At 54.0% G+C, this 24875-nt stretch carries 25 protein-coding genes and 1 riboswitch; of the genes, 7 read left to right on the forward strand and 18 right to left on the reverse strand.

Translation table 11 applies throughout. The annotated features are described in order from the left end of the window. Nucleotides 1-7: 7 nt before the first annotated feature. The 4 genes from E5161_RS07765 to E5161_RS07780 all read right to left on the reverse strand — a co-directional run bounded on the left by E5161_RS07765 (nt 8) and on the right by E5161_RS07780 (nt 2909). The gene (locus E5161_RS07765; protein WP_169306615.1) at nt 8-805 is read right to left on the reverse strand and encodes a VOC family protein; all 798 of its coding nucleotides are present in this window, start codon (nt 803-805) and stop codon (nt 8-10) included. Between the two features lie 75 nt (nt 806-880). After that, the gene (locus E5161_RS07770) at nt 881-1597 is read right to left on the reverse strand and encodes a hypothetical protein (RefSeq protein ID WP_136777150.1); all 717 of its coding nucleotides are present in this window, start codon (nt 1595-1597) and stop codon (nt 881-883) included. Further along, nucleotides 1594-2487, reverse strand: coding sequence for a PhzF family phenazine biosynthesis protein (locus E5161_RS07775; RefSeq protein WP_136777151.1), 894 nt, complete (start codon nt 2485-2487; stop codon nt 1594-1596). The genes E5161_RS07770 and E5161_RS07775 overlap by 4 nt, the downstream gene beginning before the upstream one ends. Next, nucleotides 2484-2909 (reverse strand): GNAT family N-acetyltransferase, encoded by a 426-nt coding sequence (locus tag E5161_RS07780; RefSeq protein WP_136777152.1) that lies wholly within the window; start codon nt 2907-2909, stop codon nt 2484-2486. Before E5161_RS07780 ends, E5161_RS07775 begins: the two co-directional genes overlap by 4 nt. A gap of 131 nt (nt 2910-3040) precedes the next feature. After that, a riboswitch (cyclic di-AMP (ydaO/yuaA leader) is annotated at nt 3041-3178 on the forward strand. A gap of 6 nt (nt 3179-3184) precedes the next feature. Here E5161_RS07780 and E5161_RS07785 point away from each other — a divergent pair. Next, the gene (locus tag E5161_RS07785; protein ID WP_246042144.1) at nt 3185-3853 is read left to right on the forward strand and encodes a CAP domain-containing protein; all 669 of its coding nucleotides are present in this window, start codon (nt 3185-3187) and stop codon (nt 3851-3853) included. Between the two features lie 68 nt (nt 3854-3921). Here the strand turns inward: E5161_RS07785 and E5161_RS07790 are convergent, their stop codons facing one another. From E5161_RS07790 to E5161_RS20725, 3 genes are all read right to left on the reverse strand, one after another. After that, nucleotides 3922-4485 carry an FAD-dependent oxidoreductase gene (locus tag E5161_RS07790; protein ID WP_136777153.1) on the reverse strand — a complete coding sequence of 188 codons (564 nt, stop codon included), beginning with the start codon at nt 4483-4485 and terminating at the stop codon, nt 3922-3924. A gap of 121 nt (nt 4486-4606) precedes the next feature. Further along, nucleotides 4607-4792 (reverse strand): H-type small acid-soluble spore protein, encoded by a 186-nt coding sequence (locus E5161_RS07795; protein WP_136777154.1) that lies wholly within the window; start codon nt 4790-4792, stop codon nt 4607-4609. Continuing rightward, nucleotides 4789-4953, reverse strand: coding sequence for a hypothetical protein (locus tag E5161_RS20725; RefSeq protein ID WP_169306616.1), 165 nt, complete (start codon nt 4951-4953; stop codon nt 4789-4791). Before E5161_RS20725 ends, E5161_RS07795 begins: the two co-directional genes overlap by 4 nt. Nucleotides 4954-5107: 154 nt before the next feature. Here E5161_RS20725 and ku point away from each other — a divergent pair, with 154 nt between their 5' ends. Then, complete coding sequence (gene ku / locus E5161_RS07800; RefSeq protein WP_136777155.1) at nt 5108-6028, forward strand: non-homologous end joining protein Ku; 921 nt, start codon at nt 5108-5110, stop codon at nt 6026-6028. Between the two features lie 624 nt (nt 6029-6652). Here the strand turns inward: ku and E5161_RS07805 are convergent. After that, nucleotides 6653-6892, reverse strand: a complete 240-nt coding sequence (locus tag E5161_RS07805; RefSeq protein WP_136777156.1) for a hypothetical protein — start codon at nt 6890-6892, stop codon at nt 6653-6655. A gap of 111 nt (nt 6893-7003) precedes the next feature. Here E5161_RS07805 and E5161_RS07810 point away from each other — a divergent pair, with 111 nt between their 5' ends. Then, a complete protein-coding gene (locus E5161_RS07810) occupies nt 7004-7690 on the forward strand; it encodes a hypothetical protein (RefSeq protein WP_136777157.1) in 687 nt (228 codons plus the stop codon). A gap of 78 nt (nt 7691-7768) precedes the next feature. Continuing rightward, nucleotides 7769-8656: a non-homologous end-joining DNA ligase gene (gene ligD / locus E5161_RS07815; protein WP_136777158.1), complete on the forward strand. Its 888-nt coding sequence runs from the start codon at nt 7769-7771 to the stop codon at nt 8654-8656. A 5-nt stretch (nt 8657-8661) separates the two neighbouring features. Here ligD and cls read toward each other — a convergent pair whose 3' ends face one another. The 3 genes from cls to E5161_RS07830 all read right to left on the reverse strand — a co-directional run bounded on the left by cls (nt 8662) and on the right by E5161_RS07830 (nt 12346). Next, nucleotides 8662-10089 carry a cardiolipin synthase gene (cls, locus tag E5161_RS07820; protein WP_136777159.1) on the reverse strand — a complete coding sequence of 476 codons (1428 nt, stop codon included), beginning with the start codon at nt 10087-10089 and terminating at the stop codon, nt 8662-8664. Between the two features lie 176 nt (nt 10090-10265). Next, nucleotides 10266-11405, reverse strand: a complete 1140-nt coding sequence (locus E5161_RS07825) for a glycosyltransferase (RefSeq protein ID WP_169306617.1) — start codon at nt 11403-11405, stop codon at nt 10266-10268. Between the two features lie 2 nt (nt 11406-11407). Further along, the gene (locus E5161_RS07830) at nt 11408-12346 is read right to left on the reverse strand and encodes a glycosyltransferase family 8 protein (protein ID WP_136777161.1); all 939 of its coding nucleotides are present in this window, start codon (nt 12344-12346) and stop codon (nt 11408-11410) included. 106 nt (nt 12347-12452) lie between these two features. Between E5161_RS07830 and E5161_RS07835 the strand changes: the two genes are divergently transcribed. Next, nucleotides 12453-13754 carry a DUF4910 domain-containing protein gene (locus E5161_RS07835; protein ID WP_169306618.1) on the forward strand — a complete coding sequence of 434 codons (1302 nt, stop codon included), beginning with the start codon at nt 12453-12455 and terminating at the stop codon, nt 13752-13754. Next, entirely contained in the window at nt 13751-14620 is an 870-nt protein-coding gene (locus E5161_RS07840) for an aldo/keto reductase (RefSeq protein ID WP_136777163.1), read from the forward strand. Before E5161_RS07835 ends, E5161_RS07840 begins: the two co-directional genes overlap by 4 nt. A 170-nt stretch (nt 14621-14790) precedes the next feature. Here E5161_RS07840 and E5161_RS07845 read toward each other — a convergent pair whose 3' ends face one another. The 7 genes from E5161_RS07845 to E5161_RS07875 form a co-directional block, all read right to left on the reverse strand. After that, a complete protein-coding gene (locus E5161_RS07845) occupies nt 14791-15168 on the reverse strand; it encodes a type II toxin-antitoxin system PemK/MazF family toxin (RefSeq protein ID WP_136777164.1) in 378 nt (125 codons plus the stop codon). Next, on the reverse strand, nt 15169-15447 hold the full coding sequence (locus tag E5161_RS07850) for an AbrB/MazE/SpoVT family DNA-binding domain-containing protein (protein ID WP_169306619.1): 279 nt from the start codon (nt 15445-15447) through the stop codon (nt 15169-15171). Between the two features lie 248 nt (nt 15448-15695). Beyond that, nucleotides 15696-16643, reverse strand: coding sequence for a GDP-L-fucose synthase family protein (locus E5161_RS07855; protein WP_136777363.1), 948 nt, complete (start codon nt 16641-16643; stop codon nt 15696-15698). Nucleotides 16644-16830: 187 nt separating this feature from the next. Next, a complete protein-coding gene (locus E5161_RS07860; protein WP_136777166.1) occupies nt 16831-17625 on the reverse strand; it encodes an ABC transporter permease in 795 nt (264 codons plus the stop codon). Beyond that, nucleotides 17618-18541 carry an ABC transporter ATP-binding protein gene (locus tag E5161_RS07865; RefSeq protein WP_136777167.1) on the reverse strand — a complete coding sequence of 308 codons (924 nt, stop codon included), beginning with the start codon at nt 18539-18541 and terminating at the stop codon, nt 17618-17620. The genes E5161_RS07860 and E5161_RS07865 overlap by 8 nt, the downstream gene beginning before the upstream one ends. A 154-nt stretch (nt 18542-18695) precedes the next feature. Then, on the reverse strand, nt 18696-19190 hold the full coding sequence (locus E5161_RS07870) for a VanZ family protein (protein ID WP_136777168.1): 495 nt from the start codon (nt 19188-19190) through the stop codon (nt 18696-18698). Nucleotides 19191-19245: 55 nt separating this feature from the next. Next, nucleotides 19246-20253, reverse strand: a complete 1008-nt coding sequence (locus tag E5161_RS07875) for a copper amine oxidase N-terminal domain-containing protein (protein WP_169306620.1) — start codon at nt 20251-20253, stop codon at nt 19246-19248. A 221-nt stretch (nt 20254-20474) separates the two neighbouring features. Here E5161_RS07875 and E5161_RS21285 point away from each other — a divergent pair, with 221 nt between their 5' ends. Continuing rightward, nucleotides 20475-24818 carry a S8 family serine peptidase gene (locus E5161_RS21285; RefSeq protein WP_136777170.1) on the forward strand — a complete coding sequence of 1448 codons (4344 nt, stop codon included), beginning with the start codon at nt 20475-20477 and terminating at the stop codon, nt 24816-24818. Nucleotides 24819-24875: the final 57 nt, after the last annotated feature.

Here is a 24875-nt window from a genome sequence, read left to right on the forward strand (position 1 = left end):
CTCCGCTTCAGTTCATTTGCGCAACCATGATCCGGTTTCCGTCCGGGTCTTGAACAACGAACATCGCCCCGTTTTCAAAGATCTCCGGCTCAACAGCTAAAGCCAATCCTTGTCGACGGACGTAGTCCAACGCTGCATTCCAATCCTTCGTCTCAAAATAAAAAGGTACCGTATACGTCTCCTGCTTCAAAAAGCGATTCTGATCCAGCAGCAGTGCGGCTCCGCGCGTGACCGGAACCGAATAGACGGATTCGGCCGCAGCCTTCTCGTCCAACGGCACCCCGAGCAAGCCGGAATACCACCGGGCAGCAGCCGCCATGTCCTTCACATCGACGAATACGCCTCCGATCCGCGCAAGCACCGGACTCTCCGTCTTCTGATCCTCCCAGTCGGGTCCGGGGTGCTCCGTCCAACAAACCATATGCGCGCTTCCTTCCGGGTCGCGGAAGTTGAAGAACGCCATGCTGCCGTGCCTTTCCGGCTCGAAAAACGGCTCGGCCTTCTCTTGTATGTATCGATAAGCCTCATCAATATCCGAGGCCGGGAACATGACGCGAGGGAGCATGGATTCCCGCCATTCCGGACTTTCCCGGTTCCCTCCGTTGTTATCGAGAATCAGATGCGTCCCGGGGAAATCGAACCAGTAGACCGGCCCCCCGTTCAAACGTTCCTCCATTATAGGAAGTCCAAGCAGCCGGCTGTACCATTCCGCCGCCCTGCGAAGATCCGTCACATGTACGAACACGCTGGCTGCGCGGTTCTCCAGAGGAACAACCTGACGTCCTTTTTCGATCGTTTTATCCAACCTGCACCGTCTCCTTTTATCCGTCATCAATAGATTATGCGAATATACATTCGCCTTTTGGATGAAAATTCCTGCTTATGGAACCAACAAAAACTCGCCGTTTTTCCACTGGTACGTTTCATCCGAATAATTACCCTGATCTCGGTTGTAAGAGGAGAAAGTCACGAACCCCGCTTTCGGCTTGCGGAGCTTGACCGAATAACTGCTGCCGCCTTCTTCCCCCTTGCTGATGTACAGAAATTCACTGCCGCGAACGGGCAGCTCGCGGATGGTCAAATCCTCGGCGAACGTGAGCATTTTGTAAAATCCGCCGTTGCTGTCTGCCCGCTGCCCCAGCGTAAAGTCGGGAAGTCCGTCGTTGTTGTAGTCGTCAAAAGTCAAGGAGAAATGCCGGTTGAATATAAGCGGATCGGGAAACAGCTTGTCGAGCGGGGTGGCGCTTAAAATGCGTCCTTCGGAGTCGGCGATCACTAGCTGAAAATAACCCTCGTACAACGTGCCACGGTAAGCCCCCGGCGCCCAATTTTCGGAGTACGTGCCTCGTACGAGCTGCAGGCGCAGGTATAGGTCTTTCCTCAACGTTCCGGGCAAAAGGTTGTTGGACAGTGTCATGGGAGAGCGGATCGTGATGGAGGTGGAGGATCCCGGTTCGGAGGATTTAGAAGAAGGCTTCACAGCTGCAGCTTGAGTTTGCGTGGGCGGGACATTGGCGGCCGAATCCGCACCGCAGCCGGCCAGCAAAGCACAAAGCATGGCGAGCAGCGTCCATTTCCCCATGCCTGTGCGTCTCATAACGTCATTTCCCCTACATAGACCGCGCCGCCTGTGATCCGAACCTCCATCGAGCGGTCTTCGTTAGGAGTCCGACTCACTTCCACCTTCACCCGCCCGTCATAACCGATCTCCATCCCTTGCTCCACGACGAAAGAGATGGAATCTCGATGCGGCTCCATATACTCCAGCGCATAGGCGCCCATAACGCCGGACGCGGTGCCGGTCACCGGGTCTTCGACCGTCCCGGAGTAAGCGGAGGAGAAGTGGCGGGCATGCATGAATGCCGCCGGATCCTCAGTCTCCATACAGAAAGGATGGACGGAGGCACGGGGCAGCTCGGCTAAAATGTCCGGAAAAAGCCGGTTTTGCGGCTTCATTCGGGCAAAGCTTTGTTTGCGGGCGATCGGGACGAGCAGCGTCCAAATGCCCGTGCTGCCGTAAACGATGGGCAGTTCGGGGTGCAGCTCGTCTGCGGTCAGTCCGATCGATACGGCCAACCGCTCCCGATCTCCGGCGAAGGGCACGAAACGGGGGCGGTCCTGCGTCATGCGAATCGACCATTCACCGTCCGGCTCCCGGACAAACTCCATGGGCAGCACGCCGACGTTCGTTTCCACGGTTACCGTGTCGCGGTCTTTAAACCACCCGTCGTGTTTCAAATGATATAAAGTCGCCACCGTCGCATGTCCGCACAAATCCATTTCGTGGCCGGGGGTGTAATATTTCAGCTTGACGTCCGCCGTTTGGCTCGGGAGCACGAAGGTCGTCTCGTTAAACCCAACCGCGGCGGCTATTCTCTGCATGTCCTCGTGCGTCAGTCGTTCGGCGTCCCGCACAATCCCGGCCGGGTTGCCTTTGCCGGGGATGCGCGAGAACGCTTCGTAATGCAGCACCTTCGTTCCGCTCATCTCGCTCCCTCCTCCCGCGGTTTTCTCATCACCTTTTCCGGTTCCCTGCGAAAACCAAATTTTTCATATAACCCGTGGGCGTCGTCCGTGGCGAGATAACCGAATAACCCGCGCAGCTCCTCGGATTCCACGATGGACTGAACCAATTTCGTGCCGATGCCCGAACGCCGGTGAGCCTCGTCCACGATTACATCGCAAAGGTAGTACGCGGTGGCGGCGTCCGTAATGGCGCGGGCGAAGGCCACTTGCCGGCCCTGACGGTCATAAACGCCGTAGCAGCGGGAGTTTGCCACCGATCGTTCGATCGTTTCGCGCGTCCGGTTGTTGGCCCAGTAGCTGCGATTCAGCATGGCATGCACGGCGTCCAAATCGAGCCTCTTTTTATCGTCCGAAATCTCGTAATCTCCGAATGGAATGTTCATACCGTCAGCGCCTCCCTATCGTCTTTCTCTATCATATCCCAACCCGCCGAGTTAAGGAATCTATTGGCAGTGTAAGGCCCGCTGTTAATATTTGTGGAATGAACCCCCTTGCCGACCGTGTTAGACTTGTACCATATTCCAAGCCGAAGTCCCGGTCATCGGGACACGGGGGACCCATTTGTGGGGTGAAGCCGCATATTTATGCGGCCGGGGCTACTCTTTGACCCGAACCCGGCAGCTAACCTCGCAGGCAAACAAAGGGAGGAAATAGGCAAGTGAAAGGTTTCAAGCAGTTTGGCAAAATGTTGACTGTCGGCGCTTTGGCATTGGCGATTTCCGCACCTGCGGCCACCGCATCTGCAGCTACTACGACCAACGTCCAATATAAAGTTTACTACTACACGCAAGGCAGTAACGCGGATGTGAACGCGTGGATTCAACAATATTTGCGTCAAGTTCAAGCGCAATACCCGCAATACCGCTGGACTTACCAGCCTGTCGCTCAGAAGCCGGCCGCAAAACCGGTGACGACGAAGCCGTCTGCACAACCGGCAAAAACGGGTACGACAGCGCAAGTTTCCAATTTTGCTTCCCAAGTGTTCAACCTGGTCAATCAGGAGCGCGCCAAAGCCGGCCTGAAGGCCCTGAAGCTCGACTCCGCTCTGTCCAATATGGCCTTGGTGAAAGCTAAAGACATGAAAAACAATAACTACTTCAGCCATAATTCGCCGACTTACGGTTCTCCGTTCGATATGATGAAGAAATTCGGAATCAGCTACGGTTATGCCGGCGAGAACATCGCCATGGGCCAAAAGAGCCCGCAAGAAGTCATGACCGCTTGGATGAACAGCCCGGGGCACAAAGCCAACATCCTGAGCCAAAACTTCTCCAAGATCGGCGTCGCCTACTACAACGGCGAATGGGTACAAGAATTTACAGGCTAACTACAGTAAAAAAGCTGACCGGCGAGGACTCGCCGGTCAGCTTTTTTATGGTTGCACCTTGCGTGCTATTAGCTCTTCAGCACATCATGGTCGACATAACGCTCGCCGTTCAGTTCGCTGATGACGTTAATCGCGACTTTCGCTCCGTCGCCCGCAGTGACGATGGTGTGCATGCTGACACCGGCCACCGTGCCGGCCGCCCAAACGTTGGCGATGTTGGTCCGGCCTTCGGGCGTGCAGTCGACGATTGTTTTGATGCGCGGTTCCGTGCCCGGTTTCGTGTTGATGCCGCTGGCTTCAGCCAGATCGGCCATCATGCCCGTGGCCAGAATGACGTGAGCCGCTTCATAGGTTTGGCCTTCGGTTTCGATCTTGATCAATCCGTCTCCGGCGGTGAGTTTGGTCGCTTTGGCTGTGACAAATTCGGCGCCATGCTTGGCCGCTTGCTTCTTGCCGGTCTCGACCAAATCCGGTCCGGAAATTTCCGGCGCTCCGTAGTGGTTTTCAATCCAAGCCCGTCTGGTCACGCTTTGGTCGCTGTCGAGCACAAGCGTCTTTTTGCCTGCTTTCGCGGTGAAAATGGCGGCGCTAGCGCCGGCGGGACCTGCTCCGATAATGGCGATGTCGTACAAATTTACTCACTCCTTCGATGAATTGTGCGTTCGTCCGTATTTTATCACAATTCATAAGAGGCTTTCAAAAAGTAAGGGCGATCGCCATGGAGGAAACGGCGCATCGCCCTTCGTATGGTTGTTAATGTACTTCGCGCAGCCGATCGACGTCGACCGTTTGCGTATTCCCGGGTTTGGTCCCTACTTGTACGGTTGCCACCCCGTTCGCCTTGTCCACCTTTTCGATCCATACCGATTGCCCGTCATCGAGATGTACAGGAATCGTGTCTTTAGACTGGATTATTTCTTGGGCGCGCTCCGCGTTCAATGGTTATCCGCCTCCATCGTGTCGGTTGTTGATTCGGTGACCAATCCGTTCTGGATCTTCACCTGTCCGCCGGCCAGTCCTTCGTTCACCATCCGGTCGACGTCCATGTCGAATTCGTCTCTGCCTTCCACATTCGCATCTTCCCGGGGCTGTTCGGCCATCTCGTTCTCACTCCGTAAGCAGAAATGCGACCGGCCCCGTGCCAAAATGCGGGCGGGTCCTCCACAATATGCCCGAAGAGGTTGCGCTTCATGCATTTGGGGCATGCTGATGGTATCCGATTTCTGTTCACGGAGAAGGAGAGGAGACGATCTCATGCATACGGTGTGGAAAGGCGCGATCAGCTTCGGTTTGGTCCACGTCCCCGTCAAAATGTTCACCGCCACCGAAGACAAGGACGTTCATTTGCGTTATATACACAAAAAGTGCGGTACCCCGATTTCCTACACCCGCTCTTGCCCTCACTGCAACGAGGCGGCACAATGGGAGGAAATTTCGCGCGGGTACGAGTACGAGAAAGGCCGGTTTGTTTTGTTCGAGGAGGACGAGCTGGAAGCGATTAAGCCGGAGAACACCCGAACCATTCAAATTCTCGACTTCGTGGATTTGACCGATATCGATCCGCTCTACTTCGAGAAGCCGTATTATTTATCGCCCGACCAGGCCGGTTCCGGCGCCTATAATTTACTGCTCGAAGCGATGCGCCAATCCGGCAAAATCGGTATCGCCAAAATCGCCATCCGCAGCAAAAGCAGCCTTGCCGCCATTCGCCCGCTGGAAAACTGCATCTGTATGGAGACGATGCATTTTCCCGACGAAATCCGTTCCCTGCAGCAAGTGCCGAACCTCCCCTCGCAGACCAATGTGAACGAACGGGAGTTGAGCATGGCGCGCATGCTGATCGATCAGCTTTCGACTTCTTTTGAACCGGAAAAATATACGGACGATTACCGCACCGCCTTGCTGGACGCGATTCAGCGCAAGGTCGCGGGACAAGACGTGGTCACCGTTCCTGCCGCCGAACGCACCAACGTCATCGATCTCATGGCCGCCCTTCAGGCGAGCTTGGAAGCGGTCAAAACGACGCCGACCGATGCCGGACCGGCGGCAGCGGCTGCAGCTCCCGCCGCCCGGGGCCGGGCCGCCCGCACCCGCGCGTCCGGCGCCGAAGACACGGCCGGCGGCCCGAAAAAGCCTCGCGCCCCGCGCAAGCGCAAAACCGAAACGGCTCCTTGAGGGAGCCGTATTGTTGCAAAAGCCCCTTTCGGGGCTTTTCTTTGTTAAGCCGATGGGACCTGCTTAAGTCTCCTCACAGCCTCACACTGGGTGCCAAAGTGCACTCGAATCTGCTCGCTGTGTCGGAAAAACGCTCACGAATTGCTAAAATACACCCGAAAACCGACGAATTAGCGTTCAACGCGGTTTTTGACGAAATTTGAGTGCACTTTGGTTCTTCAGAGGAGAAAAATCGAGTTACTTAAAGGATTAGCGTGCATTTTGGCACCTCGCCGAACAATCGGCGTACCGCGGCGCGCTGCAGTTACCTTCCAAATCACCACCCGCCACCCCGAACCCGTTCGATCACGCCCAAACGTCCTTCTAAGAACCAAAGTACAGTTATTTTTGTCTAAAAATCCTCCCAGGTTGCTCGATAACAACCAAAATACATCTAATTTCAGCTGGGGACAAAGGAATGATCCGATCTCCCGCAGAATAACTGTACATTAGCCTTTAGGTCAGCAAAAACGGCTGTAATTTCTAAAAATAACTGTACTTTAGCCTTTACTAACCACATATGCACCCGCGACGAACCATTTGTGTTTGAAAACAAAGACAGCACCCGAGGGTGCCGACTTTGGATTACGTATACAAGTCGCTGAGAAGAATCAATACAAGCCCGACTGCTCCGTAAAACAAGGCGCCACGCCTCAAAGCCCGCTGGTCGAAAGCCGGCGCAGCGTCCCCCGCATCCGTGCGGCGGATGATGCTCCACACAAATTTCGGATGAAGCGCAATAAACCACGCCGTTCCTGTCCAGACGACCAGAAACATGAGCAGCATGATCGAAAGCAAAGGAATGACCGACGCCCACTCCATCATTCTTTTCCTCCCGGGTGCAGTGGCTTCCTCTCCTCTTTATGTCACAACGATACCAAAGGTGCAGGATAAATTCTATAACCAGTTGCCTTGACTATGTATGGGGGGGTTACAATGCGAAATCATCGCAAAATGAAAAAGATTGCCATTGGCGTTGGGGTGTGCGTTGCCCTCTTCTCACTTGGCATCATTGGCTACTTCCTATATGGTCCGTCGAAACCCCCTCTTCCCAACCACTCGACGAATATAAAGCCCGTCGACATTACAAGCACCCCTTCCACCTATGCGCTGACGAATGAAAAGACACCGGTTGACGTTGAAGTGGAAATGAGCCGTGAATATGCCGCAGCCATCACAACAGAAGACCAGTTTACCGCCCTTTTGAACGCGATCGACACGCAGCAGAAAGCAAGATACATCGTGAAAAAAATCCACCAGTCGTTGAATGAACGTACCGGCTTCGGGCATTACAGAGCGTTGCTCAAGAAAAGCTCATCCGGCTGGGACTCCCTGCAAACCGCATCGTTCATGGACGATCGTCTTTACGCAAAGCTGGCGGAAATCATTCCGGAGGATAAATTCGTCCAAGATATGAATCATGCGGCTGCACTTTCCAACATCGCGAAGAAGAAGCACAGCGTGGCAGCCCTGTTATACCTTCATCGTATTTTTCACGACTTGGATTATTGGGCGTTCAGGGACGGAAGTAAAGGCGGGGATTTTTGGGGTGTCACCGAAACCGTCAAATCCGATAAGGCGGATCACGTGGATGAAGTGACGAAATTCATCGCCAAGCATTGAGGGCTCGGTTGCGCGGTCCGCGATTGGGCAAAATGGGTAAAAGGGGGAAAAGCGCACCTGGCGAGGAGGCCGAGCGATATGCCCGCCGGAACGATCATTCTCAAACTGGGAGAATACGAGTTAAAAGTGACCCATCCCGATAAAATGATCTGGCCCGACATGAACATCACCAAGCTGGATTACATCCAGCGCATGGCGAAGCTTGGGCCCTATTTGCTGCCGCACAGCGAGAACCGGCACCTCACCACCATCCGGTATCCTGAGGGCATCCACGGCGTGTCCTTTTACCAAAAAAACTGCCCAAAACCTGCGCCGCAATATGTGCGGACCGCCAAGGAAGGCAACATCGAATATGTCGTGCTCGACTCGCTCCCTACGCTGGTATGGCTGGGGAGCTTATACAGCTTGGAGCTTCACGTCTCCTGCGAGCGAATCGGGGATCCGCTGCCCGACCGCTGGATCATGGACATCGACCCGTCACTCGAAGAAGAGCCGCGCATTATGGAAGCGGCCTCCCTCGTCGGCGAGCTTCTCCACTCGTTGGGTCTCGATGCCGTGCCGAAAACCTCAGGCGCAACGGGCATCCAGATTGTCATGCCGATCGAACGGGGTCCCACGTTTGACGACCTTCGCGCGTTCGGCAAATTCATTTCCGAATACCTCACCGTCCGGAATCCGAAATTATTTACGGTGGAGCGGCTCAAAAAAGATCGGGGAGCGCTCATCTATCTCGACTACTTGCAGTTCTACCCCGGCAAAACGCTCGCCGCGCCTTACACAACCCGAGCCAGACCGGGAGCGCCGGTGTCCACGCCCCTGACATGGGAAGAAGTCGGTCGCAACCCGCATGCGACCGACTTCAATTTGCTGAATATAGAGGAGAGGCTGCGCACCCGCGGCGATCTTATTTCGAAGCTGAAACCCCAGCCGCTCTCCCGTGTGCTCCAATCCATCTCGGCATTATAGACCGATTACAGCAAGGGCGACAGCATCCGGGCCAGCGCCTGCTTCGCTTTCTCTTTGCGCGGCCTGCTGCGGAACGCGGTCAGCTCCAGCTCCTGGCTGTCCTTCAAATCCTGCAGAAAGTCCCTTTCCAGATCGGCGATGCGGTCTTCGTGAAACAGCAGTGCATTCGTCTCGAAATTGCTGAAGAAGCTTCTCAAATCCATATTGGCCGTCCCTACGGACGCCATCAGGTTGTCCACGATGACGACCTTGGCGTGGATAAACCCTCTTTTGTACTGCCAGAAGCGAACGCCGTAGCTCATCATCTCATCCACGTATGACAGCGTCGCGTGCATGACCAAATACGAATCCGGAACGAACGGCACGATCAAGCGGACATCCACGCCGCTCATCGCCGCGATTTTCAGCGCCATCAAGATGCTGGCGTCTGGGATGAAATATGGCGTCGTGATCCAGATTCGCTCCTTGGCGACGGACAGCGCGGCGAACAGTGTCTCGTGAATGGCGTCGTCACGCCGGTTCGGACCGCCGGCCACGATTTGAACCGCTTCTTTCCCTTTGCAATGGTGCAAGGGCAGAAAACCGGGATCCTTCGGATTTTGCCCCGTCGCGGTCTGCCAATCTTTCAGGAACACTTCCTGCAGGCCGTATACCGCGTCCCCTTCGAGCTCCAGATGCGTATCCCGCCAGAAGCCGAGCCGCGGATGCTTGCCGAGATACTCGTCCCCCACGTTAATGCCGCCGACGAACCCTTTCGTACCGTCCACCACCAAAATTTTGCGATGATTGCGGTAGTTCATCCTTTTTTTCATAAAGGCCGGCCGAAGCGGAAAAAAGCAGGCGAACTCCCCTCCCGCTTCCTTCAGAGGACCAAAGTAACTCCGCTTCAGCTTGATGCTTCCGATTCCGTCGTAAAGCAGCCGCACTTGCACGCCTTCCTGCGCTTTGCGGACCAGCTCGCTGCGGAACAATCGTCCCGTTTCGTCGTCGCGGAGAATATAAGTCGAAAAATGAATATGATGCTTGGCCGATCGGATCGCGTGCAGCATCGCTTCGTACGTCGCCTCTCCATTAGTGAGCACCCGGGAGCTGTTGCAACCCGTGATCGGAGCCGCGCCCGCCTTGCGGAGCAGCTTGAACAGCCTCTCCTGATGCTCGAATTCGGGACTCGGCATATCCCCCGGCTCCCCGATCAAGTGGCTTTTGCTCATTATTTCCGCCCGCCGCTGCTCATCGATCCCTCCGCGTCTCCGTACTCTTCTCCGTCTGCGGTATTCGTGAGCCAGGAAGTAGTAGAGAATAAAACCGACAATCGGAAACAAGAACAGGATGAACAACCAGGCCATCGCATTGGCGGGGCGTCTGTATTCCAACACGAGGATCGTTCCCGCCTGGAACACGAACACGATCAGAACGACGAGCAGCCAATGCATCCGTATTCCCCTTTTCGCGCAATATGTAGAAAATGCATGCTTAGGATGAGAAATTCCTCAGCATCATATTACCCTTCGAGCAAGCATGCCGCAATTATATCCTCCTTACCCAAGTTTCGTGGGAATAAAAAAACGAGACAGGCGGGTGATGCCCGCTTGCCTCGCTTCAACCGTATTTAAGCCAAAAACCTGCCGTAACGCTCGCCGAACAGTTTCTCGTTGCGGAGCATTTGCGCGAAAATGGACATGTGAGACGCCGCCGGCGGTTTTCCCGCTTCCTTCATCCGGTGCAGCAGCAGCTTCATTTTATCCGCCAAATCTTCCGGGTTTTCCGCCTTAAAGGTGGCGCCAAGCAAGTACGTATCGATCGTATACCCCATCTCGCCGTAACGCGGACCGACAATGAATTTCCGGTGAGCCGCCGCTTCCGCCAGCGGACTGCTGAGACCGGTATACATCCGCCGGTGAGGCAGCACGACGGCATGGCACTGCTCGAAATAGTACTGCTTCACCCGCTCAGGGATATGCCGAATGTCTAGATACAGCTTGTCCCGTACGCCGTAGTGCTCCGCCATCCGGTCGAGATCCGCTTGGGTGTAATCCCCTTCCGGACCGGCCACGATCACGGTGAACTCATAATCCCGCAGCACCGTGAGCGACTCCAGCAGCACATCGATCCCTTTTTCGTAATTCAACGTCCCCAAACAGAGAAATAACGGATGCCGTCTGCCGGACAACTCGCGCCGGATTTTCTCGAGCTGTCCCGACGATTCCAGGCTGTGGCGTTTAAAATACGGAATATGGATATTGGCGACTTTGGACTCGTCCAAGCCGTCCATCAGCATTTTTTGATGGGTGTAGTTGCCGTGGACCACCACTTTGTTCACAATCCCGAGCTTCAACAGCAGCAACAGTGCCATTCTTTTCAGCCATTGTTCCGGATATCCGTGCAGCGTACCCGTCACATGGATACGCCACGCGAAGGGAAGCAGCAACAACAGGCTGAACACATTGCTGTCCAAGTGGAACAGGTGCACTTTGCGGTACCCTTCTCTTCCGGCCAATAAGAACATGCCTAGCAAGAACAGCGTCCGCCGCCATAAGTTTACGCGCCCTTGGGGACGGTGCTCCGGCTGCAGGTGGTGGACTTTGACACCCGATTCCGTCAATGCCTCCACAATTCGCTCGTTGTCTGTCATGGTCAAATAGCCGACTTGTTCGAAGTGTTCTTGTTTCTTGATATGCTGCAGCACCGTTACGTTATACAAATCGTCCTGCTCGTCTCCCGACAAATCGTAGCCTAGAATGCGCGGCATGCTCAGAACCATTCCTTTCGGTCAGCTTTCTCAGTCAGCATCGACTTCAGTTTGGTCAACCACGAATAGGCAGCCGTAGGGAAAAGTTGCTTTTTTAAACGCTTTCGAAAACGTTTCATGACGAGCGACCGGTTTTTCTCCGGCTCGTATGATCTCCAACCGGTCATCCGGAGGTACCGGTAATACTCGCCTTGGAACGGGTGATCGTTATCGTAGTGCCACGGCTTGGACTCCCCTGCAAAATGGATGATTGCCGGCAGTCCGGCCATCGCCTGCTTCCGCGTAATCCGGTCCGTATGGCAATTCCAGCCGACCGGCAGTTCGAGCCATTCGGCTTGAAGCACCGCATTCAAAGCATCCTGGTCATGATGCAGCAGCTTATCCGGGTAACGCCGAATGAATGCCCAAGCTTTCTCCGTAATTCCCCTCCCTCTCCATTGGTCCATGTCGATCAGCAGCACGCCCGCATTGAAATAGGGCCAGCCTGCCGGCAGGTTCAGCTCTTTGCGCCTCCCGGCCCCTCTGAAGTCCCTTACTGCGCCGATGACCCGGCCGGCGAGATCGGTCGCCCAGAGCGTGCTGATATCACCCGTTACGACGATGTCGGAGTCCAGATAGATGGCTCTGCTTACGGACAACAGCGAAGGAAGGCTGGGTATCGAGAGCTTCCGGTACGCAGCTTTCAAGTCCGGGTTGACGTCTCCCGCATGCAGGTCCGTCATCTCTTCCCAACGATGGAAGCGGATTTCCGCTCCATATTGCTCGGCAATCAGCTCCAGCCTCATTTGATTGACCCGGGTCAAATCATCGTGGAGCACATGCAGGCATACGCGGGATTCCGGCGCCTTGTTGATCAGGAGAGAGCATATGGTGACAGCCAGATGCTGGACGTTACGACTGTCCGTAATCGATAAGACGTGGATGTTCTCGTCGATTCGCATGGGATCATCCTATCCGCGGCAGTATGATACAGAAGGTATACTTGATTCCTAATTTATGATACAATTGGTATCGTGTCAAGAAAGCCGGAGGAGGATTTACGCATCAATGCTCATGGAACTTTTCGACCGCCTGTCTTTAATTCCTCAAGGGGCTGCCGGGCCTTGCGTCCGGGAGACACTCCGCACCCTCGGCGAAACGGTTCCGATTCGGCAACGGGAATATCCGACGGGAACAGCGTGCTACGACTGGACCGTCCCCCAGGAATGGAGCGTCCGCCAAGCTTATATCCTAGACGGACAAGGGCGGAGGCTTGTTGATTACCGCGATCATCCGCTGCATCTGGTGGAGCGAACCGTGCCCATACGAAAAGTCGTCTCCCGTGAAGAGCTGCTGCGGCATTTGCATACCCGCCCTGATTTGCCTGATTCGATTCCTTATGTCAGCGCACTTGGCGGTGAGGATTGGGGTTTTTGCCTGGAGCACCGACGTTTGGCGGAGTTCACGGAGGATCTGTACGAGGTCGTCATCGACGCCGAGCTGGCGGAAGGGACGATGACGATCGGGGAAGGGTTTATTCAAGGGAAAACCGATCGGGAAATTTTACTGTCCGCGAATATCTGGCCTTCTTCCTTGGCCGTGAGCGGGCTGTCCGGCCCGATTGTTCAAACGATGATTTACCGCAAGCTGCTCGAAAGAACGAATTTGAAGTACAGCTACCGGTTTCTCTACCTGCCGGAGACGATCGGATCCATTCTTTACTTGAGCCGGCACGGCGAACATCTCAGAAGTCGAATGGCTGCGGGTTATGTGGTTGCTTGCGTGGGACACGGCGAATCGTATACATACAAAAAAAGCCGGCGTGGCCACTCGCTTGCCGACAAGGCGGCGCTGCACATTTTGAAGCAATCGGGCGTGCCTTATCGGGTGGTCGACTGGTCCCCGATCGGCGGCGACGAGCGTCATTACGGCAGTCAGGCTTTCGATCTTCCGGTAGGCAGCCTGATGCGGACGGCGTACGCCGATTATCCGGAGTACCGCACGTCTCTCGACAACCGTACGCTGATCTCTGAGGTGGCGATGCGGCAGACGGTCGATCTGTACCTCGACGTGTTGATGACGATCGAATCGAATGAAAGATATCAAGCCATGCAGGTTCACGGCCAACCGAAGCTGGACCCGAAGGCGTTGTATCCGTTCGGCGGAGCACCCCGGATCGAAGCGCTGGAACGGTTAACCGCCGTCTACTCTTACCTGCTCGCGTTCAGTGACGGAACGCATGATGTGATCGATATCGCCGACAAACTTAATTTAACGGGCAAGGATATCGCGGAAGCCTGTTCCGCGCTGGAGCGAGAAGGGCTGCTTCGTCCGGTATCCGATGCCGCTGAAAGAGCTGGTGTGCTATGAAACTTGCGATCGGATCCCAGTTGTTCGGCATGGACCCTGACACCCGGGGTGACGCACGCATATCCCCGCAGGAGGTACAAGCCATCCTGGCCTATGCCCGGCGAGCCGCCCTCGATATGGTCGACACGGCGCCCGATTACGGCCGAAGCGAGTTTGTGCTCGGCGCGGAAGGCGGCGAGGCACTCCCCCGCAAAATCGTCACCAAGACGCCGGTCTTCCACTCCGACTCGATCGGCTACGAAGACATGCTTCTTCTGACGACCTCGTTCTCCCGCTCCTTGTGGCGCCTCCGCACAAGCCGGATTTACGGCCTTGTCGTACAGCGGGGTTTCGACCTGATGAAGCCGGGCGCGGAGGCCATATACGCCCAACTGAAGCAGTGGAAAGCAGAAGGCAAAGTCGAAAAAATCGGCGTTTTCGTACGGGATGCGCAAGAGTTGGATGCCCTGTTGTCCCAGTATGCGTTCGACATCGTGCAGCTCCCCGTTAACGTATTGGATCAAAGAATGCCGGACAGCGGAGCTCTTCGCCGGTTGAAGCTGAAGGGTGTCGAAATCCACGCGCGCTCCGTTTTCTCAGACGGGCTGCTGCTGACGAAGCCGGAAGAGCTTCCGTCCCGCTACGCGTCCTATCGGGATCATCTCGAGCAGTACCACGGCAAGCTGCAGGACCGGAGAATGCAGCCGGTCGAAGCTGCCCTGCTGTTCATCCGCAGCGTCCCGCAAATCGACTATGCCATCGTCGAGATCAACAGCTTGGCGCATCTCAAAGAAGTCCATGCCGCCTTCGCGGTGAGGGCCGGCCTCGACTTCCCTTTCCGCCGGTTCGCCTTGAACGAAGAGCTGAATTTGATGGATTCGATGTAGTAAATTCGCAACCCCCGAGACCGGCGCCTTAGAATTTGATGTACATCCCCAATCTGCTTTCGGATTGTGAATGAGAATAAGCTCACGAGACCATGTCTCGTGAGCTTTTTTGTTCGCGTACCTTACGTTAGAAAAAGACCCCTGGTGGGGTCTTTCTTGATGCGACACTGTCACGCAAGAATGGAACGTACGTTAGTGATAACCTGTATGAAAAACTGTGATGTTGGGTCGACTTGACCAACCACCTCAGCATTCCTCGCACTTAGATCGAGTGATTTACATTGATCAGTTAATACTGCGCCGCTGAGTTCCGGTTGCGTAACCCATGTCCCAGCTGTGGCGATTCCTGAAGGAACCGGAACTTCAAACGGATAACCTTTTGTTTGGTTCGTTACTGGAACGACAAAGGCAAACGACGAATTGTGCGGATCGATAAGTCCGTCTGATAGCACGATTGCGGGACGATAACCAGCTTGTTCGTGTCCAGCCTGAGGGCTTAGGCGCATCCATACTACGCTTCCGCGTTGAACGGTTCCGGTAATAGCCATTTAAAAATTTTCATCCCCCATAGGCTCAGCAAAAACTTCTTCATGTGCGACCATACCTGGTTTACATTGCGCCCGCAGCGCTAAAAAGTGCTTACGTAAAGCGTCTTGATCGTCAACGGCCGGAACAGCCGGACGCAGAATGACTTCCTTATTTTCCGTGACGAGCATTTCCACTTGAACCCCATCATCGAACTTCACTCGCTCTACGACTTCGTGTGGAATACGGATGGCCAGACTGTTCCCCCATTTACGCACGGTTGCAGTTGTAATAAAGACCAATCCTTTCTCCTTTTCTTGGGGCAAGTATACCACAGCCTTTCTTATATGTATATACACAGTTTATACACAAGTATTTCAATTGATACTGCGCGATTCGCTTTTGCACGTTAGCCTAATCCTCCAAACCCGTCTGGCCTCTGATATGGATAAAATGAGATCAAAAGTTACAAGCCTTTTCTCAAATACATGAGTCAAGGACCCACTGAATCGTGGGTCCCTGCTTATTTTCCGTGAATATACTTAACCAATCACCGGCTCACCGTCGCGTGAGCATAATGCTGCGAGAACCACTCATAAGTACCCGCCAGCCCGTCTTTCAGCGGGATTTGCGGTTGCCATCCCAAGCTTTCGAGTTTGGAAGCATCCAATCGCTTGCGCGTCGCCATGTCCGGCTTGGACGTATCAAAACGGATATCCCCGCCATAACCGACCGCCTGCGACACTTCAAAGGCGAGTTCCGCCACGGACCCATTTTGCCCGGCGCCGATGTTGATGATGTCGCTTTCCTCATAGCGGTTCATCAAAAACAGACATGCATCCGCCATGTCGTCCGCATGCAAATATTCACGCCGCGGCAAACCCGTGCCGTGCATCGTGACCCATGGATCTTGCCGTACTTTGGCTTCGTGAAAACGGCGAATGAACGACTGAAGAACGCCGCTTCGTCCCACCTCGAATTCATCGTTCGGCCCGTACAGGCTGGCCGGCACCGCAGCGATGAATCTCGCGCCGTATTGCCGGTTATAGGCTTGGCACATGCGGATTCCGGCGATTTTGGCGATTGCGCGCGCTTCATCGGCGGGTTCCAGCGGACCTGTCATCAAAGCCTCCTCTTTCACAGGCTCGGGCGCCGTCTTCGGATATACGCATTCGCTTGCCAGGAACAGCAGCTTTTTCACCCCGAAACGATAAGCCGCATCTATCACATTCGTCTGGATCAGCAGATTATCGCGAATCTGATCCGCCGGATTCAGACCATCCGAGAAAGATCCTCCCTCATCCCCCGACGACAAGAAGACGTAATCGATCCGGTTTCTTTGAAAAAAGTCCGCCACCGCCCGGGGATTCCGCAAATCCAGCTCGAACGAAGTACGCCGGAGCAAGGACCGATATCCTTCCCGCGTCAATCTCCGCACAATAGCGGATCCCGCCAGCCCGTCGTGGCCGGCTACAAAGATGTTCGCTTCTTTACGCATCATGCTGCTCCTCACCCGTTTCCTTCGTATTTTCTCCCCATCGCGATACAACGCGTATCTACTTTTTCATTTTATCAATTCGATACATACCGTATCAAGTTAAGGCCGCCAAAAGCACGAAAAAACCCTCGCCACCGCACGCTGCCGCGTGAGTACCGAGGGTTCGTTAAAGTTGATTGGCTAAGAATCAAGCCGCAATGTCCCGCTTGGTAAACACGGACCAGGACACGAGATTAAATATCACAAAGTAAACGGCGAGCACGGCGAGCGAAAAGCCCAGCGTGGTCGGGTGGCCGGGGATCGGACTGTTTCCTTCCAGATAGGGTGTAAGAGACAGATGCGGGAACAGCACATATTTCACCCATGCTTTGTCAAAGGCGACCAAAATGCCCGATATGATGCCGCCTGCGAACAGAAGGAACATCGACAGCCCGATGGCAAGCCCCCCGCTTCGAAACGCCGACGAGAGCATGAAGCTGAACGACACGATCAGCACCAAGCTGATGTATTTGTACAAGTAGAACAACCCGATATAAGTCCAGGGATGGCCTACCCAACTGGGATCAAGATCACTCGGAGAGCCTGTGTATCCAAAGTACAGGACGTTCACCAGAAAACTCGTGATAAACGTGACGGCCGAGAAGAACAACCCGAACAACAACAGCGACACGAACTTAGATAACAAAACGGAAGCCCGGCTCCACGGACGAATCAGCAGCAGCTTGACCGTGCCCCACGAAAATTCCCCGGCTACGGAATCCGCTGACGCAACTACAGTAAATAACGTCACAAGAGCCAATGTGACCGTAGATTCAAAGCTCATCACGGACCAATTCGACGCCGTATGAACATCCGATGAACCATAGACGATCGTGGAAAAGATCAGCGGACTCACGATCACAATGCCGAGCATGATCCAGGTGCGCAGCCGGCGGTAAATCTTCATATTTTCGTTCTGAACCAGTTTCCAAAAATCAGCCAATGGTATCACCCGCCGTCACTTCGAGGAATTGGTCTTCCAACGATTTGGATTTCACGCGGATGCCGTAGACGTTAATGCCCGCTTCCACGAGCCGTCGGTTGATCGACGCCACCGTCGAGCGGTCGGCGGTCACGATCAGCGCCCCGTCTTCCACGCGTCCGGAGCTATGCCCTTCCAGCACACCGAGCGCCGCATCTGGATGATCTACTTCGAACAGGACGTTCTCCGCCGTATGAGTTGTTTCTTCAACCGCCGCGCGAATCGAGCGGATGTCGATGATCTGCCCTTTTTGCAAAATCGCCACGCGGTCGCACATCAGTTCCATCTCCGACAACATGTGACTGGAGACGAATACGGCCGTGCCTTCCTCCCTCGCCAGAAGGCGAAGGTAATCGCGAAGCTCACGGATACCGGCCGGATCGAGACCGTTCGTCGGCTCATCCAGCACGAGCAGCTTGGGCCGATGAATAACCGCTTGGGCTACCCCGAGCCGCTGGCGCATGCCCAGCGAATATTTGCTCACTTTGTCGTGGATGCGCTCACTCAGGCCGACCAATTTGACGACCTCGTGAATGCGCTGTTCCGTTACGCCGGGATTCATTCTCGCGTAATGAAGCAAATTCTGATACCCAGTGAGGAACTTGTACATTTCCGGATTCTCGACAATCGCTCCCACTTGGGTGATCGCCTGCGGGAATTCCGTTTTGATGCTGTGGCCCGCGATCTGGATATCTCCGCCGCTTAGCGCCATCAAGCCTACCATCATGCGGATGGTCGTCGTTTTGCCGGAACCGTTGGGACCGAGAAAGCCGAACACCTCGCCCGAATTCACTTCGAGGCTGACGCGATCGATGATCGTGCGGCCTCCGATTCGTTTGCTGACATCCATCAGCCGTACGACAGGACTTTGCGACATATTCTCCCTCCGATTCACAAAAACGTACAAAGCTATTATACCAGTTTACTCTCGTCAAAAAGGGGTTTTCTGTAAAATTATGAAACACTTTAGGTTGTTCCCGGAAATAAAGAAAAAACCCGCCCAGAGCAGCTCGATGCTCCGGACGGGAAAGTTATGTCAGGTCCCTCTTCTTCAATTGCCGTCTGCCGAACCTTGCCGCTAACAAGATCCCCACTGCCGCCCCGCACGTATCTAATAGAACGTCGGCCGCCCTCGGCGTCCGGTCCGGCACGAATCGTTGGTGCCACTCATCCGACGATGCAAACAGGGCCGCGCACAGCAATACCGTCACGCCGATGGTCCATGGACTTGTGCGTTTGTTGAACAATCGCCGAGCAGCCATGAACAACAGGAACCCGAGTATGGCGTACTCCGCAATATGGGCGGCTTTGCGAATGAAAAATTCCGCGAAAGCCGCTTCTCCCAGTTCGCGAATGCTCACTTCACGGCCGCCATAGTTTAAGCGGACATGTCCCGCTACTTCCGTCAGCCGGCCTTCGGGAATTGTTTTCCGAATGACCGGACGCAAATCTTGTTTGGCATACGGTTGGGAAGAAAATAGAAAGATGAACGCCATGCAAAGCAGCACGGGTACCCAGACGACCACACGCTTTCTCCTAGCCCGAGCCGATCGCACGGAGTAATCACCATCTTTTAGTCATTTATTTGAAGAAAGATTCCAGGATCGCCTGGCCTGCCGCCAGCTGTTTATTGAAGTAATCTCTGAACTGTTGAATGATGCCGGTTGAATATTCGTTCGTTTTCAATAGCTGCTCTGTGTCGTTCACGATTTGATTAAAACTAGCGGTACATTGGGAAACAACGGCCTGCCCTTGGCTTTTAAGCTCCTCTTTCTTCTCAGCGCTGGCGCCTGAAGCCGAAGAGGCGATCCCCATCAACTGGTTAATGCAGCTATTCTCCAGAGCATGCAGCTGACTCTCTGCATTTCCCGTAATCGATTCATAGCTCGGTTTGGCCGGAGTGCCACCGCCACCGCCTGCTCCTCCGCCGGCACCGCCGCCTCCAATGGTACCTCCGTCTCCACCTGCGGAAGGTGGATCACCGGTACCTTCCCACGGATCCTGCTGTCCTTCTAGCTTTTCTTTCTTATAAGCAGCCGATTCCGCCGTGATTCGGCCCGCTTTGCCGTCCCATTGGATATTCGTTCCGACCGATTCGGACATGAAGCGGATAGGCACATACATCGACCCATTCACGATATAAGCCGACTGCCCCTTGGGCAGCACCTTCGCTTTCCCTTCAAATATAAACTTCGCCTGGATCGTCGAAACTTTCAACTGCACGCCGCCCTTGGAAGACAGCTGTCCTTGCTTGGCAACGGAGGCTAAGAAGTAATCTTGCAACAACACCAGCTCTTCAGCCGTCGGCTCGTTCACCGTGACCGTTTTCGTCTTTGCCTCCCATTTTACACTTTTTCGCAAGGCATTCGAGAAGAACTTCAGCGGCACATAGTTTGTGTTATTCACCATGAACACATATTGGCCTTGCGGGAGCGCCAACGTTTTGCCGTCAAACACGAGCTGCACGGATTTGCTTTGGACTTTCACTTGCGGCGTTGCCGCCCAAGCGTTTCCGAACATTAGGAGGAAAGCCATAACCCCCAGCAATAAGGCGGGCAGTCCTCTACCGTTCCAACCGAGTTTTTTCATGATCACGATCACCTTTCGTATGTAGTCCATGCTTGGCGAGCATTAAATTTTCGTCAGACTCTGCTAAACCTCATTGCGCATTTTGAAACGTCGTATTTTCCACCTCCAACCATAAAAGTTTGTTATTGTGAATTAATAGGCGCAATAGTATAATTCATGATACAAAATGTATCACTCATAATCAATTGTTTTTTCAGTCTTCTATCAGGAGGGAATAGGTTTTGAAAAATCGGCTGCTCCAACGAATGGCACTCATCACGACCGTATCATTGGCGGTAACCTCATGTATCACTGTGCCGGTATTTGCCGCGGATACCCACGCTGCGTCGAAAACGGCTATCGCACAAAAAAAGGATAAGCTTCGTGCTCCTTCCGCCGATCTCCGGAATACGCTGCAAAAAACGCTGACCGCCAAAGGACATCCATCCGTTCAACCCGCCACGAATCCAAAAGACAAAGCGCCGATGAGCAAGCCGAGAAAGAGTACTTGGAAAACCGCGCCGGCCAAGCAATCTACGGAGACGGTTGCCCCCATTCAAGTGCAAAGCGCGCCAAGCGATAACGCCAAATCGACTTTTCGTTCCAAGCCGTCCAGTACAGCTCAAACCCGGTATGCTCCCGATGAAATCATCGTCAAGTTCAAGCCCGGTGCAAAGGCTGATCAGCTGTTGACCAAATTCATGCTAAAGACCAAGAAGAAATTCCCTTCTATCGGAGCCGAGCTGCTCCAAACGCCGAAAGGCGCGCAAATTGACTCGCTCGTTCAATCTTTGAAAAATGACGCCTCGGTTGTATACGCACAGCCTAACTACATCGTCCATGCCGACCAGGTCCCGAACGATCCGAATTTCACCCAGCTGTGGGGACTGGATAATACCGGGCAGACGATCGGTACTTCCGTCGGTACGCCGAACGTAGATATCAATGCTCCGGAAGCTTGGGATATTTCCAAGGGAAGCTCTTCGTTGATCGTTGCGGTTATCGATACGGGCGTCGACATCAACCATCCCGAGCTGAAAAACGCCATCTGGACGAACCCGGCTGAAATTCCCGGCAACGGCAAAGACGACGACGGCAACGGCTATGTGGATGACGTCAACGGATGGGATTTCTACCATCAGGATAACACGGTATTTGATCCTCTTGACGGTGATGAACATGGCACCCACGTGTCCGGCACGATCGCTGCGGCGTTCAACAACAGCACCGGTGTCGCCGGCGTTGCGCCCAACGTGAAAATTTTACCCGTCAAGTTCCTGGGACCCCATGGCGGGAGCACGGCCGACGCGATCCTGTCCGTAGAATATGCGGCCAAAATGGGGGCTAAAATCTCCAATAACAGCTGGGGCGGCGGCGATTTCGACCAAGCGCTGAAAGACGCCATCGAAGCTTCGAAAATGCTGTTTGTTGCGGCTGCCGGCAACGACAGCTTGAATAACGATGCGAATCCCCACTATCCTTCGAGCTACGACAGTTCGAACATTTTATCCGTTGCGGCTGTGAATAACAAAGGCAATGTGGCTTCTTTCTCCAACTACGGCGTCAATTCCGTAGACATCGCCGCGCCGGGCCAAGCCATTCTCAGCTCCGTTCCGAAACAAGCAAGATTCGGCGCAGCGGCTCAAATTGACAACGGCGTATATAAAGCCATTTTCAACGGGTTCGGCTTTGAGAATATGACGGATGCCAATGAGCGGCAAGACGCATTCAATAAGGCCATCACGTTCCTCAAAGGAACTGCCACCAATAACAACGTATTGCTAGTCGATGACGACTCTGTGACCTCGGGCTCGGGAGACTATAAAACGGTTTATACCAATCTGCTGACCACATCCGGTAATGCGCCGGCCAATACGATTTCCGTTGTCTCTACGGCGAATGGTCCGGATCTGGCCACTTTGAACGGCTATAAAATTGTCGTGTGGTTCACGGGCGATCAATTCAACAATGCCCTCACCGATACGGACCGCAGCAATCTTACCGCTTATTTAAATGGAGGCGGAAAATTGCTCCTGGCCGGTCCCGACTCCGTGTACGGCAACGAATCGACCGCATTCGTAACGGACATTCTTCATTTGGATGTCATCTCAGAAGGACTGCGTTCTCCTGCAGTCGGGGTTAACGGCACTATTTATTCCGGCGTTAGCTATCAATCCGTGTCCCACCCGTATTCGGACTACGTTGTGTCCCTTGATCCGAATGTAACGAAGATCAATCTGGAATATTCGGAGGATCCGGACTACAGCGGCGCTTACGCTTATTTTAACGGAACGTCCATGGCCACTCCGCATGCAACGGGTGCTGCCGCACTGTTGTACAGCGTGAATCCGGGGCTGACCCCGCAGCAAGCCATCACCATTTTGAACAATACGGGAACGCCACTATCGTCTCTTACGGGGAAAGTCGGCAGCGGCAAAATGGTGAATGCGTATCAGGCACTCACGGCGAGTGCGGAATCGTTGGATAACGATATTCCCGGCCTGCCATTGAACAACCCGGTGGTTCACGGAACATTGGACGAATTGAATGATCCGGATGATGTGTTCAGCGTCTATTTGAACGCCGGTCAAATGATTAACATCTCACTCAGCGGCGCGGCAGGTACGGACTTCGATTTATATCTGTTCGACCCGTCGGCGGCAACCGTCAATAACAGCGCGGGAATGGTCGCTTACTCCGAAGGCGCAGGCACTTCCAATGAAGCGATCAGCTATATCGCCACTGTACCCGGCACTTATTATATCGACGTATTCGCTTATGCCGGCTCCGGCAGCTATGATTTGAACACCGGCAATGGCCCGGGAACGTACGAAGATTCCGACGCACGAGTGTCCTTCGGCGGGAATTGGACTTCCATATCTGACAGCGGATTCTCCGGAGGCACGGCTAAACAAACGAATTCCGTAGGCTCGACTGCGAAATTCTCCTTCGTCGGCAGTGAAATTGAATGGATCGGCTTCAAAGACAGCGCGCAAGGTGTCGCCAATGTGTACCTCGACGGCGCTCTCGTTGCATCGCCTTCTCTCTACAGTGGTACCAAGGTGACAAAGCAATCCATTTTCAAGCGTTCTACGAGCTTTGGCTCCCATTCGATCAGGATCGAATGGACGGGGCAACGTGATCCTGCAGCGCGCAAGAGCGGCACCAACATCAACGTGGACTCTCTCATTGTAAGCAAGGATACGGTGCCTCCGACAGTACCGGCCGGATTGTCCGCATACTTCGATATGGCCTATATAGCTCCACGCGTGCAATGGACGGCCAATTCGGATGATACGAGTGCGTACAACATCTATCGCAAAGCCGCGGGACAAAGCGACTTTGTGAAAGTCGGGCAATCTTCAACGCCTTCCTTCTACGATACGCAAGCGGCGGCAGGGACCACTTACCAGTATGCCGTCAGCGCAGTAGATGGCGCAGGCAATGAATCCGCATTGTCCGCACCGGTCACTTTCGTGCATGATGACAATATCCCCGGTGTGCCGGCCGCAAGCAATTTCATTGCGGGATCCTTGGATTATGACTTGGATGGGCTGGATATCTGGAGCGTCAATCTGCAAGCCGGCAACACCTACAGCTTCAGTGCCAACGGCCCTGCGGGAACGAACTTCGATTATTACTTGCTCTCGCCTGATTCCACAAATATTTATTCCATGAGCGGTTACACCATTGTCGGTGGTACCGATCTGGCAGGTTCAGAAGAATATTTCACCTTCCCGATTACGACATCCGGCAAGTACTATCTGCTCGTCGGTTCCTCTTCCGGATCGGGTAATTACACGGTGAACATCGGCCAAAAAGCAACGGTAGCAGATGATGACATCCCGGGTACGCCTCTCAGCGGCAATGCAGTCAGCGATTTCCTGGACAGCCAAGACATCGACGATGTCTACTCCGTCCAATTAAGGGCTGGCGACACGATCACCGCGAACTTGAGCAGTTCGGCCACCAACGGCAACGACTTCGACCTGTATCTCTTCGGACCCGGCGCAACGACGGTAAATCCCGATAAGCCTGGATACACCGAGAACGTGGCTGTCTCCAACAATGCCGGCACATCGACCGAAAGCCTCACCTATGTCGCCGATGCAACTGGAACCTACTACATCGATGTCTACAACTGGGCGGGAACCGGGCCGTATAATTTGTCAGTGAATGTGGTGCCTAGGCAGTCGGTGACAACGGTGATTGAGGATAATGATCCGGCGGTAAGATATAGTGGCACGTCTTGGAGATCAGGCACTGACGCTAAAAACAGCGGCGGTAACTATCATATAGCAAGTGTAACGGGAAGTTTTTCCCAGTTAACATTCAATGGGAATTCGGTGAAATTGTTGAGTAAGACGGCGACGAACCGTGGATTGGCAGACGTTTATATAGACGGAGTATTAATTAAAACCATCGATCAGTACTCGTCAACTACGAAATATCAGGTAAAAGTTTTTGAAGCAACCGGCTTAGCTGATGGACAGCACACAATTAAAGTAGTGCTCACAGGACAAAAACAGCCGGCATCAACAAGTACGGAAATCTTAATTGATGCTTTTGTCGTAACTCAGAATTAAAATACAGCAACAAAAAATGACCCCCTGAAATATCAGGGGGTCATTTGGGCTTATGCA

It is taken from the genome of Cohnella pontilimi (assembly GCF_005049045.1).
Classification (GTDB): Bacteria; Bacillota; Bacilli; order Paenibacillales; family Paenibacillaceae; genus Cohnella; species Cohnella pontilimi.

What these genes read in the sequence shown, in the direction of transcription:
- ku (WP_136777155.1), top strand. Translation starts at nt 5,108, where the DNA reads ATGCATACGGTGTGGAAAGGCGCGATCAGCTTCGGTTTGGTCCACGTC.
- cls (WP_136777159.1), bottom strand. Translation starts at nt 10,089, where the DNA reads ATGCATTGGCTGCTCGTCGTTCTGATCGTGTTCGTGTTCCAGGCGGGA.
- E5161_RS07875 (WP_169306620.1), bottom strand. Translation starts at nt 20,253, where the DNA reads ATGAAAAAACTCGGTTGGAACGGTAGAGGACTGCCCGCCTTATTGCTG.
- E5161_RS07825 (WP_169306617.1), bottom strand. Translation starts at nt 11,405, where the DNA reads ATGCCGCGCATTCTAGGCTACGATTTGTCGGGAGACGAGCAGGACGAT.
- E5161_RS07780 (WP_136777152.1), bottom strand. Translation starts at nt 2,909, where the DNA reads ATGAACATTCCATTCGGAGATTACGAGATTTCGGACGATAAAAAGAGG.
- ligD (WP_136777158.1), top strand. Translation starts at nt 7,769, where the DNA reads ATGCCCGCCGGAACGATCATTCTCAAACTGGGAGAATACGAGTTAAAA.
- E5161_RS07770 (WP_136777150.1), bottom strand. Translation starts at nt 1,597, where the DNA reads ATGAGACGCACAGGCATGGGGAAATGGACGCTGCTCGCCATGCTTTGT.
- E5161_RS07845 (WP_136777164.1), bottom strand. Translation starts at nt 15,168, where the DNA reads ATGGCTATTACCGGAACCGTTCAACGCGGAAGCGTAGTATGGATGCGC.
- E5161_RS07865 (WP_136777167.1), bottom strand. Translation starts at nt 18,541, where the DNA reads ATGTCGCAAAGTCCTGTCGTACGGCTGATGGATGTCAGCAAACGAATC.
- E5161_RS07810 (WP_136777157.1), top strand. Translation starts at nt 7,004, where the DNA reads ATGCGAAATCATCGCAAAATGAAAAAGATTGCCATTGGCGTTGGGGTG.
- E5161_RS07775 (WP_136777151.1), bottom strand. Translation starts at nt 2,487, where the DNA reads ATGAGCGGAACGAAGGTGCTGCATTACGAAGCGTTCTCGCGCATCCCC.
- E5161_RS07805 (WP_136777156.1), bottom strand. Translation starts at nt 6,892, where the DNA reads ATGATGGAGTGGGCGTCGGTCATTCCTTTGCTTTCGATCATGCTGCTC.
- E5161_RS07835 (WP_169306618.1), top strand. Translation starts at nt 12,453, where the DNA reads ATGCTCATGGAACTTTTCGACCGCCTGTCTTTAATTCCTCAAGGGGCT.
- E5161_RS07840 (WP_136777163.1), top strand. Translation starts at nt 13,751, where the DNA reads ATGAAACTTGCGATCGGATCCCAGTTGTTCGGCATGGACCCTGACACC.
- E5161_RS07830 (WP_136777161.1), bottom strand. Translation starts at nt 12,346, where the DNA reads ATGCGAATCGACGAGAACATCCACGTCTTATCGATTACGGACAGTCGT.
- E5161_RS07855 (WP_136777363.1), bottom strand. Translation starts at nt 16,643, where the DNA reads ATGCGTAAAGAAGCGAACATCTTTGTAGCCGGCCACGACGGGCTGGCG.
- E5161_RS20725 (WP_169306616.1), bottom strand. Translation starts at nt 4,953, where the DNA reads ATGGCCGAACAGCCCCGGGAAGATGCGAATGTGGAAGGCAGAGACGAA.